This is a genomic window from Nocardiopsis listeri NBRC 13360 (genome assembly GCF_001570765.1).
Lineage (GTDB): Bacteria > Actinomycetota > Actinomycetes > Streptosporangiales > Streptosporangiaceae > Nocardiopsis > Nocardiopsis listeri.
On the sequence record NZ_BCSH01000036.1, the window covers coordinates 77757 to 91048 of the forward strand.

Consider the following 13292-nt stretch of genomic DNA (forward strand, 5'->3'; position numbering starts at 1 on the left):
CCGGCCCCTTCTTCGTGCGCCGTCCGGATCCCGCGCCTCTGGGGACACGGCGGGATCTTCGTCCCATTTCCCCGGCGGGGCGGGGAGTCCTTGCTCACTTCGATGCTCTGAGCTGGGCTTACCTTTGCCCCCACGCGAAACTTCACATACATTTCGACGCGTGAACGTTACCTCTTTGATGCGTAAGGCCGCCACTGGCGGGGTATTGGCCACGACCGGGCTCTTGACCCTGACCACCCTTCCCGCGGTCGCGGACACCGAACGCACCCGACCCGACTGCGCCGACGTCAAGTGCGTGGCCCTGACCTTCGACGACGGCCCCGGTGAGCACACCGACGAACTCCTCGACGTCCTCCACGAGAACGACGCCAAGGCCACCTTCTACGTCCTGGGCTCCAAGCTCGCCTCCCACCCCGAGGAGGTCGAGCGCATGGTCGAGGAGGAGCACCAGGTCGGCAACCACACCTGGGACCACGCCGACCTGGCCACCCTGTCGGCGAGCGAGATCAAGGACGACCTCCAGCGCACCGACATGGCCATCAAGGACGTCACCGGTCGGATGCCCACCACCATGCGTCCGCCCTACGGTTCCCTCAGCGACACCGCCCGCGAGACCATCGACAAGCCCATGCTCCTGTGGGACGTCGACACCCTGGATTGGCAGCACCGCGACCCCGAGACCACCGTGGACATCGCCGCCGAGGAGACCGACGAGGGCAGCGTCCTGCTCTTCCACGACATCCACGAGACCACCGTCGAGGCCATCCCCGACGTGTTGGAGACCCTCACCGAGGACGGCTACGAGTTCGTGACCGTCGACGAGATGATGGGCTCCGAGGTCGAGGCCGGCACCGCCTACTCCGACGCCCGTTCCCTGGACTGACCGAGCGGGGCCGAACGGTCGGGGTAACGCACGGCGGTCCGAGCACGCGGGGATCCCCCTGGCGTTCGGACCGCCCGGCCGCCCTTTGCGAGAGCGGCGCCTCACACCATCCGACGCATCAGCTTCTCCTTGAACGCCGTGATCGGGGCGTAGGCCGGCTTCATCGTGTCCAGCGCCAACGACTTGTCCAACACCGACTTGACGTGTGAGAACGTGTCGATGGAGGTCTCCGCGTGGTAGGCGCCCATCCCGCTCTCGCCCACGCCACCGAAGGGCAGGTCCGGCACCGCCAGGTGCGCGATCGGCAGCCCGAACGCGAGCCCGCCCGAGGACGTTTCGGTGGTCAACCGTCGCTTGGTGGCCTCTGAGTCGGTGAACCCGTACAGCGCCAAGGGCTTGTCCCGCTCATTGACGAACCGGATCGCCGCGTCCAGGTCCGGGACCGTGATCACCGGCAGGATCGGACCGAAGATCTCCTCGGCCATCACCGGGCTGTCGGGGTCCACTCCACCCAACACCGTGGGTTCCATGTACAGCGACCCACGATCGGTGCGCCCACCGGCGACGACCTCGCCGCTCTCCAACAACGCGCTGAGCCGGTCGAAGTGCCGCTCGTTGACGATGCGCCCGTAGTCGGGGCTCGTCTTGGGGTCGGACCCGAACATCTCGGTGATCGCCCTCGCCAACTCACGCTGGAGCCCCCGAGCGGTGTCGCCGATGGCCAACACGTAGTCCGGGGCCACACAGGTCTGTCCCGCGTTGGTGAACTTGCCCCAGACCAGGCGCCGAGCCGTGGTGGTCAGGTCCACGCCCGGCTCCACCACCGCCGGGCTCTTGCCGCCGAGCTCCAACGTCACCGGTGTCAGGTGCTTGACCGCGGCCGCCATCACGATCCGTGCCACCGCCGCGTTGCCGGTGTAGAAGATGTGGTCGAACCGCTCCTCCAGCAGGGCGGTGCTCTCGGGCACCCCGCCCTCGACCACGGCCACGGCCTCGGTGTCCAGGTAGCGCGGCACCAACTCGGCCAGCGCGCTGGAGATGGCCGGGGCCAGCTCGCTGGGTTTGATCACCGCGCTGTTACCCGCCGCGATGGCGCCGGCCAACGGCGCCAACGCCAGGTTCAGCGGGTAGTTCCACGGGCTGATGATCAGCACCGTGCCCAACGGCTCGCGCACCCATCGCGCCTTGGCCGGTGCCAGTGCCATCGGCACCCCCACCCGCTTGGGCCGCAGCCACGATGCCAGGTTCTTCAGCATGTGGTCGATCTCGTTGACCACGTACCCGATCTCGGTGATGTGGGCTTCCAGGGAGGGCTTGCCCAAGTCGTCCTTCAAGGCCTTGTCCCAGGCGGGACGTTCCTCGGTGAGCATCCGGCGCAACGCCCGCAGCTGGGCCCTTCGCCAGGAGATCGGCTTTGTCCGGCCGTTGTCGAAGGTGGACCGAAGACGCGCGACCACGGGCGGGATCTCGGTGGCCAATGTCAGGGGTTGGGAGGAGTCGGTGTTAACCATGCCACGGATACTAAACGAAAACGTTTCGTTTTCACCAGGTGTCGGCCGCTAGGATTCATCCCATGACGACGGACCATCCGCCCGGCACGACCGCACCGGCCGCCCCACGAGGAAGACCCCGCGACGCCGGCCGGGACCGCGCGCTGATGGACGCCACCCTCACCGAACTCCGCCTCAACGGCTACAGCGGACTGACCACCGCCGCCGTCGCACGACGCGCCGGTGTCTCCACCGCCACCCTCTACCGGCGCTGGAGTTCCAAACAGGACCTGGTCGTGGGGGCCGCACAGGCCTGGGCCGAGAACCTGGGGCCCGACCACGACACCGGCACCCTGCCCGGCGACCTCGGCGCCCTGCTGCACGACAAGGCCGCCGCGCTCCAGGGCCCCTCCGGGCTGCTGTTGCGCGCCATCCTGGGCGAGGCCGCCCACAACCGGGCCCTGGCCGACGTCCTGTTCGACGCGTTCGTCCTGCCCCTACAGGGACGGGTCCTGTCCCTGTTGGAGCGCGGTGTGCTGCGCGAGGAGATCCCGCCGGTGGAGGATCCCCTGGTCGTGGCCGAGATGGTCATCGGCCCCATGGTCAGCCACACCTTCCTCCTACCGGACGACGGCGGCCGCGACCACGGCGACGACATAGCCGACCGCCTGCTGCCCTATCTCCTGCGCGCCCTGGGCCACCGCCCCTGAGTCGAGGACTCTTCGAGGTCGTCACCGCGCGGGCTCTCCCCGTTCCAGGCAACGATCGTGGTAGCGGGCCATCTGCTCCCAGTACACGAGCGTGAGCGCCATCTGCGCCGCACAGGCCACCGCAGTGGGCAACGGGCGACGGTACCTCGCCCCGATCAACGCGACCACGGCGGCGGCCGTGGCCGCGACGTTGACGGCCAGGGCCGCGTCCCTGGGCCGCTCCAGCATCCACCGCTCCTCACCGAGCATCGCCCGCGTCGACCACGCCCGCTCATGGGCGGGTCGAGGAAACATCACCGGGTTGAGAACGAACCAGACGGCCACCGCGACGGCCTGCCTTCGACCACGCGTCCAAACGGGGAGCAGGACCAGCGGAATGGTGGCCCACCTGCTCCATGCGCTCCACGGATTCGAGTGGCGGACGAACACCGCCCGCCTGATCCGAGCGAACCCGCCACCCGGGGAAGTCTTGGTCATGTGTGCTCCGCTCCTTGTCGCGAACCCCGGACGCTACCCCCGAAGCGGATGTGGTTCCACGTTCGAGGGCACCGCCCCCGCACGAGCACGACCGAGCCGCGAGCCCCGTCGAGCACCATCCCCTCCCGTGCGCCGCCCATCGGAGCGACCAACCGGACCCACGCGACTTGGCCACTTGACCAAGTCACGTGGCCAACTGATATTCTCGACCCATGAGTGAGCAGGAGAAGCACAAACCCCACCGGCGACTCAGCGCGGAGGAACGCCGTCGGCGACTACTCACCGCTTCGCTGAACGTGATGAAACGGGAGGGGATCGCCGGCACGAGCACCCGCGCCATCTGCGCGGAGGCAGGCATGCCGCACGGGGCCTTCCACTACTGCTTCCGTTCCAAAAGAGAGCTCTACGCGGCCCTGCTCGCCGGCGACATGGAGATCGACCTGGACGACACCTGGCCGAAGATCTCCCCTGCGGCGAGTCCACGAGAGAACATCCGCGAACTGCTGCTCGCCTACTGGGCCCAAATCGAATCCGACCCCGACGCACAGTTGGTCCTGTACGACCTCGGAAGCTTCGTGCTCCGCGACCCCGAACTCCAGGAACTACCCGCGTGGCAGCACCGGGCCTCCCTCCACAGGGCCACCGAGTACATCACGCGCCTGAGGGACGAAGCCGGCCTGGAGTACCTGTGCGAGGAACGCGCGATCGCCGAACTCGTGACCACCCACCTCGACGGTGTGGCGTGGTCGTGGCTCGCCCACCGTGACGACGCGGCCACCCACGCCAACCTCGAACGGTTCGCCGAACTCCTGGCCGGACTGACTCGACGGCACGTTGCGGTCGAAGATTCGCATACATTCGAACCGGCACCTTGACGACGTAGATTCACAATCGAAGAACCTGAGGTAACCGGCTCCTCGCTCCCGTGCACACCCATGCCGGCACGCATCCTCGGTGGAACCCCCGACGAAAGTAGGGGGTGCTCCCCCACTTAGGCGTCGCGAACCCGCCCGGCACCATGCCTTTGGCCGCCCCCCGATTCGACCCGTGGGCGGAGGTGTCGGGCGCCCTCACGGACCTAGCGTGGTGGACACGCCCGGTCGAGGCATCTCCCGACCGGCGCCGACCAGTCACCGCCCCATCCAGGAGTCACCCGCCGTGAGCATGCCGTCAGCACGATCCCAGTCCCCCATCCAGGCCCCTCCGGTCGTGGTGGCCCGGGCCCTGACCAAGACCTACGACACCGGCGGCACCCAGGTCCACGCCCTGGCCGGCGTCGACGTCGACTTCCACCGCGGTGCCTTCACCGCGATCATGGGCCCCTCCGGGTCCGGTAAATCCACCCTCATGCACTGTCTGGCCGGACTGGACGTGCCCACCTCAGGCAGCGTGCACCTGGGTCGTACCCAGATCACCGGCATGCGAGACGGCGACCTCACCCTGCTGCGTCGGGACCGGATCGGGTTCATCTTCCAGTCCTTCAACCTGCTGCCGATGCTGACCGCCGAGCAGAACATCCTGTTGCCCTCGCAGATCGCCAAGCGCAAGGTCGACCCCGCCCGTTTCGACCACATCGTCGACGTGGTGGGGCTGCGCGATCGCCTCGGGCACCTGCCCACCAAGCTCTCCGGTGGTCAGCAACAGCGCGTGGCCGTGGCCCGGGCCCTGCTCAACGCCCCCGAGGTGGTCTACGCCGACGAGCCCACCGGTAACCTCGACTCCCGCTCCGGCGCCGAGATCCTCGCCTTCCTGCGCGATTCGGCTCGTGATCTGAACCAGACCATCGTCATGGTCACCCATGACCCCGTCGCCGCCTCCTACGCCGACCGTGTCGTGTTCCTGCGCGATGGGCGTCTGGTGGACGAGGTCAGCGACCCCACCGCCGAGCTGGTCTCCGAGCGCCTGCTGAAGCTGGAGGCCTGAGCCACCATGTTGCGCACCACCCTGGCCGGCCTTCGACTGCACAAGGCCCGCTACGTCACCACCACCCTGGCCATCCTGCTCGGAGTCATGTTCATCTCCGGCACCATGGTCTTCGCCGACACCCTCAAGGCCAGCTACGAGAAGTCCGTGATGGGCTCGGCTTCCAGCGTTGACACCATCGCCACCCCCGAGATCCCGGAGCCCCAGGACGGGACCTGGGAGGACCCGGAGCCCTTCACCCAAGAACAGCTCGACCAGATCCGGGACCTGCCCGAGGTCGCCGATGCCGACGGGGTTCGGCAAGGCCCCGGCCTGCTTCTGGACTCCGAGGGACGCGCCTTCAGTCATGTTCCTCCCGAGGCCATGGCCGTGGAAGAGGTGACCCGCTACGAGATCACCGAGGGGGAACTTCCCGACAGCTACGACGAGATGGTTCTGGCCACCACCATCAGTGACCAGACCGGTTTCGAGGTGGGCGATTCGGTCACCGTGCTCGACGCCGAGCAGCAGGAGCAGGAGTTCACCGTCACCGGCCTGCTCGACGTGGAGGTGGGCTCCGAGCTGAGCTACCGTGGGGCCTTCATCCTGACCCCCGAGGCCTTCGCGTCGGTGACCGGCGCCGAGGGCTACCACGAGATCGACGCCCTGGCCGCCGACGGGACCTCCGAAGAGGACCTCGCTACCGCCGTGGCCGGGGTGCTCGGCGAGGGCGCCGACGTGAAGACCTCCACCGAGTTCGGTGATGAGATGGCCGCTCAGGCCGGCGCGAGCGCCGATATGATCCGCACCGGCCTGATGCTGTTCGCGCTCATCGCCGTCTTCGTCGCGGGCATCGTCATCTACAACACCTTCGCGATCCTCGTCGCCCAGCGCCAGCGAGAGATGGCCCTGCTGCGCTGCGTAGGAGCCAAGCGCGGCCAGGTCTTCCGTTCCATGCTGACCGAGTCCTTCGTGGTCGGCCTGGTGGCCTCGACCTTGGGCGTACTGGCCGGAGTCGGCCTCGGGATGGTGGGGTTCCGCTTCGTCGGCCCACTCATGGGTGAGGACATGGACGTCGCCACCGTGATCAGCCCGACCGCCGTGATCATCGGTCTGACCGTGGGCGTGACCATCACCGTGTTCTCCGCGATGGTCCCGGCCATGCGCGCCACCCGAGTACCCCCGTTGGCCGCGCTGAGCACCAGCGCCACCGCGGCCGGCATGGAGAAGGGCACCGGCAAGCTGCGCGCGGTCATGGGGATCCTGTTGTTCCTGGTCTCCGGCGGGATCGTGGTGCTGGGGCTGCAGGGCGACCCCGACAGCTCGGCGATGTGGATCGTGGCCGTCGGCGCCATCGTCGCCTTCCTGGGCGTGGTCGTGCTCGGCCCCCTGCTGGTGCGCGCCATCGTGGGTCTGATCGGTGTCCCGCTGCGTCACGTCGGTGTGCCGAGCAGGCTGGCGGTGGACAACTCCACCCGCAGCCCGCGCCGCGCCGCCACCGCCATGATCGCCCTGACCGTGGGCGCCACCCTGATCACCGGATACTCGGTGATCAACGCGACCATGCAGGAGAGCATCGCCCAGGAGTTGGACGGTAAGTACCCCGTGGACTACCAGCTCTCGCCGATGCTGGACCTGGAGAGCCCGGACGCCGAAGGGGAAGGCACGGAGGAGACCCCCGAGGAGGTCGGCGGCACCGACCTGAGCACCATCCCCGAGTCGGTGCGATCGGACTTGTCGTCGCGCTCGGAGATCGATCAGGTCTTCGCTCAGCGCTCCGACTCCGTGGACAGCGGTGACGACAGGATCGCCAACGACGACGGAACCGTCCCGGTATCGACCTACGTGGGCGCCACCGTGGGCGAGGAGGTCGAGGTCGACGTGGTCAAGGGCGACCTCACCGACTTCGGCCCGGGCAGCGTGCTGATCACCGAGGGGCGCGCGGAGTCCCTCGAAGCCGGCGACACCATCTCCCTGGGCGATCCCGAACACGAGTTCGAGATCGCGGCCGTGGTCGCGGGCACCGGGATGTTCTACGGCGTCAACCTGGACCCGGCCGACTACGAGCAGGTGGTTCCCGAGATCACGGGTGACTCCAGCGTCATGGTCCGGGGCAGTGACTCCGCTTCGTCCTCGGAGCTGCGCGAGGCCGTCTACTCCGCGGTGGACGACCACCCGACTCTGAACGTCATGTCCATGGGCGAGATGCGCCAGCAGTTCGAGGACATGTTGGACATCGCCTTCTACGCGATCGCGGCGATGCTCGGTCTGGCCATCATCATCGCGGTGTTCGGTATCTCCAACACCATGGCGCTGTCGGTGCTGGAGCGCACCCGCGAGTCCGCGATCCTGCGGGCCCTGGGCTTGAACAAGGCACAAATGCGCCGCATGTTGGGGGTCGAGGCGGTGCTGCTGTGCCTGATCGGTGCCGGCATCGGTGTCCTGCTCGGCGTGGTATTCGGTTGGGCTGCCATCTCCGCGACCCTGCCCAACATCGTCTTCGGGTTCCCCATCGGTCAGGTGGCCACGTTCTTGGCCATCGCGATCGTGGCCGGTTTGGTCGCCTCCCTGCTGCCCGCTCGCCGGGCGGCGCGTACCTCCATCACCGGGGCGCTCGCCTCGCAGTGATCCGAACCGGGAGCGTGTGACCCGACCGGGGTGGCCCCACCGTCCAGGTGGCCACCCCGGTCTTCGCATGTCCGGGGACGATCGTGCGACGCCACCGACCCGGCACCTTTACCTCGTAGATTACATCGGGTGTCATCGTGGAGGACCAATCATGTCCCGGACGACTCCGGAACAACCCACATCGCCCGCGCAGTCGTCAGATCCAGGGCCGTTCGTGGTGGCGGGACCAGGCCCTCGGCGCGCCCCTTGCCGAGTTCCGTGCGCAGTCCGTCGAGGACGGTCCGGCTCGTGGGCGAGATGCCCGAGCCCAGGGTCTTCCATGGGCCGGCGTCGGGTACCGAGGGCGGCGGCGGAGCCGATCCGCCCGCCCTCTCCAAGGAGGCGGCGATGAGCGCTCGAAGTGCCGGATCCAGCCCTTCCTCGGGGACGGCGGGGAGTTCCGGTACCGCTTTCAGTGCGATGGGAGCGGACCTCCGGTCCTCGGATGGAGCGGTCGTTTCCGGCAGAGGATCGTGCATGAGTTCGTTCGGCACCGACCGACACCGCCGGCCACAGATCGCACAGGTGCCACCGGGTTCGTTACGGGTGCTCTGGTGCACCGGGCAGGTCTGGTCGGCCTTGCCCTGGCTGTCCAGCAGGAACCGTTCGGGTAGGGCGAAGGGTTCGGGCTCGCCGGTGGTCGGCCAAATCGTGGGCGGTCCCGCCCACGAGGGCCCCGAAGCGTCCATGCCCCTGCCCAGGGTTCCGGCCAGGAACGCGTGGGCGGCTTGCAGACTGCGCATTCGGATCATCAGGGCCGGGAAGGGCCGCCGCACCCCGTCGAGCCCCGAAAGTAGGGCTCGCGTCTGCCCCACGCTCAGGCCTTGACTCAGGAGGTGGTCCACCGCTTCGCCGAGCTGTTGTCGGTCGGCTTGCGGATCGGACAGGAACCGATCATGAATGCGATCGATGATTCCGTGCGGTCCGTTTTCCGACTTTTGCCGCCTTTGCCGATTTTCTTCCTCTGTGGTTTCGCTGCCACGGACGGAACCACCCACCCCATTCCCCGAACAGTCGCCATCAAAAGAGTCTGTAGCTCGATCTGAGCTGGGGCCCAGCCCATTCTGAGCTCGGGTCCCGGCCTTCGGTATCCGCTTCAAAGGGGGACGATTGTGCGGGGTGAGCGGCTCCTCCCCCAGGCTCTCCCGGCAGGCGTTGATCTCGGCCAAAACCGGCTCGGGGTAGACCTCGGCCGGGACCAGGACCTCCAGCACGCACGGCAGCCGGTAGATGGAACGGCCACGGGCGATGTCGGCGGCGAAGAAGTCCAGCGTCTCCGAACGGCTCAACTTGCGGATCAGACCCGCCTCAATCAGGTCCTCGATGGCCCGCTTGATGCTGCTGACGCTGAGGAACCCATTGCAGCGTTCGGGCAGGTTCTCCAGGTAACAGAAGCTCCAGCGGCCGTCGACGTCCACCAGTTCGGCCAGGGCCACCAGGAACAGGAACGAGCGGGCCGTGGGCAGCCGCCCCTTGCGGTACAGCCGCTGAACCCACAGGGAGAGGATGAAGCCGATGCCCTCGAACTCACCCTTGCGACGCTTGCGGGCCGGAGAAAGACCGGGCGGATTCGGCGATTGGGCTGTGGTGGCGGGGGCCGAGGCGGTAGAGTTCACGGCGAGTCGCCTTCCTGGTGCGTACAGGTAGGTGGCACGGCCGACACACCTGTTTGCGCAGGCGTCGACCAAAACCCGACCTGGTGTTGATTGCACCCGGTCGGGTTTTTTCTTGTCGACATTCAAGCTAGCCGAACTAAACCGAGTTCGTGGGTCTTTCTCTCAAATCCGGCTCTTGTGACTGATGTGTGGGTGGCCAAGCGCGCCTGAACAAGCGCACGCCGTCTCCCGCTTAGGTTCTGGCTTGTCTAGAACCGAACCACAAAGCGGAGAAACGGCGTGCGTGAGACCACCCTATGGCGTGCCCTGCTGGGCGTGAACAACATCGTCATCGAGAGCGTCGAGTTCAACGAGGACACCACCGCCGTGGTCGCTCATATCCGGCCACGACGACCCACCAAGGGACGCTGTGGAGTGTGCGCGCACCGCGCGCCCTGGTACGACCGTGGCCAGGGCCGTCGACGGTGGCGGGCCCTGGACCTGGGAACCACCCAGGTCTTTCTGGAAGCCGACGCCCCACGCGTGGCCTGCCCCACCCATGGCCCCACCGTGCGCCAGGTGCCCTGGGCCCGCCACAGCGCCGGACACACCCATGCCTTCGATCAGCAGGTGGCCTGGCTGGCCACCCAGTGCTCCAAGAGCGCCATCACCCAGCTGATGCGCATCGCCTGGCGCACCGTGGGCGGCATCATCACCCGGGTCTGCGCCGATATCGACGCGCGTGTGGACCGGTTGGCCCAGCTCACCCGCATCGGTATCGACGAGGTCAGCTACCGCAAGGGACACAAGTACCTGACCGTGGTCGTCGATCACGACACCGGCAGGTTGGTGTGGGCCCGGCCCGGCCGGGACCGTGCCACGTTGAGCGCGTTCTTCGACGAGCTGGGCGCTGAGCGTAGCGCCCAGCTCACCCATGTCTCGGCCGACACGGCCAGCTGGATCAGTAAGACCGTTGCCGTGCGTGCCCCGCAAGCGGTGGTCTGCGCCGACCCCTTCCACATCGTTGCCTGGGCTACCCAGTGTCTGGACGAGGTCCGTCGCCAGGTGTGGAACCAGGCCCGCCGTAAGCCGGGCGGGATGAAAGCAGCCGGCAGTCATGTGGGGTTGCGCTACAACCTCTCCCAGGGCGAGGCCAGGAAGATCCAGCGCTCGCGTTACGCGCTGTGGAAGAACCCCGAGGACCTGACCGAGAACCAGCGGACCAAGCTTGCGTGGATCGAGGCGAGCAGCCCTCACCTGTATCGGGCCTATCTACTCAAGGAAGGTCTGCGTTTCGTCTTCAGGGTCAAGGGTGAGGAAGGCAAGAGGGCGCTGGATCGGTGGCTGGCCTGGGCGAGTCGGAGTCGGTTGGATGTCTTCGTGGCTTTGGGGCGCAAGATCCGTCGCCATCTCGGGGCGATCCATGCGTCGTTGGAGGAAGGGCTGTCCAATGGATTGGTGGAGTCGGTCAATACCAAGATCCGGCTCCTGACGCGTGTCGCGTTCGGGTTCCATGGTCCCGAGCCTCTGATCGCTCTGGCCATGCTCAATCTCGGTGGTTACCGTCCCGACCTGCCCGGCCGAAGCTGACCCACGGAACAGTCAGGAGAGCCTCAAATCCACACTTGCCCGAGAGTGGAGTTTGGCCCCACCGGTTCACAATGTCGGCATTTCCCGATTGGTTCGATTTGGATCGATATGCCAGCTTATTGACCGCAGTGAGAGCTGGGATTCCTACCCAAACCCCTTTCCAAGATGGGCCTTGGAAAGCCCCGACCCGCTTCAAGGCCACCTTCGACCCTTCGCGTAACACGCTCGGCGAGGCCATTCCACAGAGCCCGGCGATCGGCCCGGGTAGGTTCTGCGGGACCCCTCGCATACGCCTGCCCTGAAGGGCAGGCCCACGACCGGAACCGTGTCGAGAAGCCGGCCGCTTACGCGGCGACAGGCATCGGCGTCTACCTGCTGGTGGATCGCGACACCAACACCGTCGTAGTCCACAGCCGCCCCGCCCACGGTCAGTACCTGGAACGCAGCACCCATTTCCATGGCGAGGCCGTCCCCATTCCGGGCCTCGGGGTCGCCCTGGACACCGAGTCTCTCAAGCGTTTCGCCCGCTGATCACCGAAGGGCCGTTGCGGGGGCCTGCGGCGAGACGGCTAAGTGAGGCACTTCGACAACTCCTCACGGGCCGGCCACCAGCGATAGGCGAGGCTCCACGAAGACAGCACCGGATCCAGGAATGGATTGAGGACCTCCAACACGGAAACGGCCCCTCGCCGGAGCGAAGGGCCGTTGTGGTTTATGAGTCAGCGCAAGTCGGAGCGCACCCCGGACAGCAATGCCACCCATTCATCGCGGGCAAAGGTCAGGTGCCCGGCCTCGCGGTTCTGGGTGTCACGCACGTCCGCTCCGTCAACACCCTCGCGCAGCTCGACACAGTTTCCACCATTAGCGCTGTAGCTGGACTTGTGCCATTCGGAGGTGGTGTTCATGTGAGCGTCCTCAGTACTTCGAGTGAGAATGTGAGTGGCAAAGACGCTGCCAGCGCTGCGGTGGCCTGACTGGACAGCCTGTCATGCGAACCGTCTTCGTGGATCACGTTACCGTCAGCGTGATCGCTCACGACCGCCAGTTCCCCCGAAGCGAGACGGAACAGCATCAGTGGAGCGGAAGGCGCCAGCAGCGTTGTCCCCTCTGGTACGAGATGGACGCCCACACGCCCGGTTTCGACCCACTCAATGAGATGAAGCGCCTGGGCCCGACGGAGCGGCTCGGTGAGAGCGGAGACGGCCGTCACCGGAAAGACAGCGGTCACTTCCAGTTCGGGGAGTTCCTTCAACCTGCCGGTACGCAGCGCGACCAATCGGTCGAGGTCGTCCGAGGTGGCGAGCGGATGCGCCGCCCGGAACACCCCCCGAGCCACCTCGGAGCACTGAAGCAGGCCGGGCACGAGCGCGGGAGCCACGATCGTCACCTGTCTTGCCGCTCTCTCTATGGCGTCAAGGTTCCTGGCCCACTCAGGCAATCCGTTGCCCGTGGTCACGGCACGCCAAGCCGCCAGCAGTGTCCCGTCTGCTTGTAGGGCTTCATCCAAGGCTTCAACGTTGTCCCGTTTTGGGAGGGAGCCACCCTTTTCCCAACGGTTCACGGATGAGTGCGCCGTCTGAGATCTCTTGGCCAACTGCAACTGGGTGAGACCTGCGACTTCACGCAATCGAGCGAGGGCTTCGGCGAAATCATTGGGGGCCACGTCTTCATTTTTACCCTCAAGACTCCAACCTCGCACAGCAAATCCCAAGTTTGATCGAAACCCTGTGAGATGCCTCTTGGAGTGCACACCATCGGACCATGACTCCTCGTAAAGACCCCGTAACAGACTCAGAAGAAATCGCGCTGTGTGCGCTGCTCTCCGCCTTGCGGCGACGCGGGCTCGCACCCTGGGAGAATCCCGACGACGGATCGGTGACCGTGGAGTTCGGCTACCGCCGGGTCACCGTCCACCTCACCGATGACGGCTGGGTGCGACACCTTCCCGAACGTCCCGGCTCCGCCGTCCGCTTGGCGG

General features: G+C 66.8%; 11 protein-coding genes and 2 pseudogenes. 8 read left to right on the forward strand and 5 right to left on the reverse strand.

Translation table 11 applies throughout. The features are described 5' to 3' along the window. Positions 1 to 160 precede the first annotated feature (160 nt). The gene (locus NLI01S_RS12305; RefSeq protein WP_307601356.1) at positions 161 to 883 is read left to right on the forward strand and encodes a polysaccharide deacetylase family protein; all 723 of its coding nucleotides are present in this window, start codon (positions 161 to 163) and stop codon (positions 881 to 883) included. A gap of 101 nt (positions 884 to 984) precedes the next feature. On the opposite strand, the gene NLI01S_RS12310 is transcribed toward NLI01S_RS12305, so the two are convergent. Then, positions 985 to 2394 carry an aldehyde dehydrogenase family protein gene (locus NLI01S_RS12310; protein WP_190318445.1) on the reverse strand — a complete coding sequence of 470 codons (1410 nt, stop codon included), beginning with the start codon at positions 2392 to 2394 and terminating at the stop codon, positions 985 to 987. A 62-nt stretch (positions 2395 to 2456) separates the two neighbouring features. On the opposite strand from NLI01S_RS12310, the gene NLI01S_RS12315 reads away from it, so the two are divergent. Then, positions 2457 to 3083, forward strand: a complete 627-nt coding sequence (locus NLI01S_RS12315) for a TetR/AcrR family transcriptional regulator (RefSeq protein ID WP_190318446.1) — start codon at positions 2457 to 2459, stop codon at positions 3081 to 3083. A gap of 21 nt (positions 3084 to 3104) precedes the next feature. On the opposite strand, the gene NLI01S_RS12320 is transcribed toward NLI01S_RS12315, so the two are convergent. Next, the gene (locus NLI01S_RS12320) at positions 3105 to 3560 is read right to left on the reverse strand and encodes a DUF6653 family protein (protein WP_223809214.1); all 456 of its coding nucleotides are present in this window, start codon (positions 3558 to 3560) and stop codon (positions 3105 to 3107) included. A 212-nt stretch (positions 3561 to 3772) separates the two neighbouring features. Here NLI01S_RS12320 and NLI01S_RS12325 point away from each other — a divergent pair, with 212 nt between their 5' ends. From NLI01S_RS12325 to NLI01S_RS12335, 3 genes are all read left to right on the forward strand, one after another. After that, positions 3773 to 4435 carry a TetR/AcrR family transcriptional regulator gene (locus tag NLI01S_RS12325; RefSeq protein ID WP_067603821.1) on the forward strand — a complete coding sequence of 221 codons (663 nt, stop codon included), beginning with the start codon at positions 3773 to 3775 and terminating at the stop codon, positions 4433 to 4435. A gap of 289 nt (positions 4436 to 4724) precedes the next feature. Next, on the forward strand, positions 4725 to 5483 hold the full coding sequence (locus tag NLI01S_RS12330) for an ABC transporter ATP-binding protein (RefSeq protein WP_067603849.1): 759 nt from the start codon (positions 4725 to 4727) through the stop codon (positions 5481 to 5483). A gap of 6 nt (positions 5484 to 5489) precedes the next feature. Further along, a complete protein-coding gene (locus NLI01S_RS12335; RefSeq protein WP_067603823.1) occupies positions 5490 to 8090 on the forward strand; it encodes an ABC transporter permease in 2601 nt (866 codons plus the stop codon). 149 nt (positions 8091 to 8239) lie between these two features. Here NLI01S_RS12335 and NLI01S_RS12340 read toward each other — a convergent pair whose 3' ends face one another. Continuing rightward, on the reverse strand, positions 8240 to 9745 hold the full coding sequence (locus NLI01S_RS12340) for a hypothetical protein (RefSeq protein WP_067603825.1): 1506 nt from the start codon (positions 9743 to 9745) through the stop codon (positions 8240 to 8242). A gap of 279 nt (positions 9746 to 10024) precedes the next feature. Here NLI01S_RS12340 and NLI01S_RS12345 point away from each other — a divergent pair, with 279 nt between their 5' ends. After that, positions 10025 to 11314 carry an ISL3 family transposase gene (locus NLI01S_RS12345; RefSeq protein ID WP_067603827.1) on the forward strand — a complete coding sequence of 430 codons (1290 nt, stop codon included), beginning with the start codon at positions 10025 to 10027 and terminating at the stop codon, positions 11312 to 11314. 312 nt (positions 11315 to 11626) lie between these two features. Further along, a pseudogene (locus NLI01S_RS26375) lies at positions 11627 to 11845 on the forward strand (Uma2 family endonuclease); the annotation flags it as partial. Between the two features lie 188 nt (positions 11846 to 12033). Here NLI01S_RS26375 and NLI01S_RS12355 read toward each other — a convergent pair. Next, a complete protein-coding gene (locus NLI01S_RS12355) occupies positions 12034 to 12219 on the reverse strand; it encodes a DUF397 domain-containing protein (protein ID WP_067603829.1) in 186 nt (61 codons plus the stop codon). Next, the gene (locus tag NLI01S_RS12360) at positions 12216 to 12977 is read right to left on the reverse strand and encodes a Scr1 family TA system antitoxin-like transcriptional regulator (protein ID WP_084392528.1); all 762 of its coding nucleotides are present in this window, start codon (positions 12975 to 12977) and stop codon (positions 12216 to 12218) included. Before NLI01S_RS12360 ends, NLI01S_RS12355 begins: the two co-directional genes overlap by 4 nt. A 98-nt stretch (positions 12978 to 13075) precedes the next feature. Between NLI01S_RS12360 and NLI01S_RS25710 the strand changes: the two are divergent. Beyond that, a pseudogene (locus NLI01S_RS25710) lies at positions 13076 to 13292 on the forward strand (hypothetical protein); the annotation flags it as partial.

Coding starts and splice junctions, on each gene's coding strand:
- NLI01S_RS12315 (WP_190318446.1), top strand. CDS start 2,457: ATGACGACGGACCATCCGCCCGGCACGACCGCACCGGCCGCCCCACGA.
- NLI01S_RS12310 (WP_190318445.1), bottom strand. CDS start 2,394: ATGGTTAACACCGACTCCTCCCAACCCCTGACATTGGCCACCGAGATC.
- NLI01S_RS12320 (WP_223809214.1), bottom strand. CDS start 3,560: ATGACCAAGACTTCCCCGGGTGGCGGGTTCGCTCGGATCAGGCGGGCG.
- NLI01S_RS12325 (WP_067603821.1), top strand. CDS start 3,773: ATGAGTGAGCAGGAGAAGCACAAACCCCACCGGCGACTCAGCGCGGAG.
- NLI01S_RS12330 (WP_067603849.1), top strand. CDS start 4,725: ATGCCGTCAGCACGATCCCAGTCCCCCATCCAGGCCCCTCCGGTCGTG.
- NLI01S_RS12335 (WP_067603823.1), top strand. CDS start 5,490: ATGTTGCGCACCACCCTGGCCGGCCTTCGACTGCACAAGGCCCGCTAC.
- NLI01S_RS12355 (WP_067603829.1), bottom strand. CDS start 12,219: ATGAACACCACCTCCGAATGGCACAAGTCCAGCTACAGCGCTAATGGT.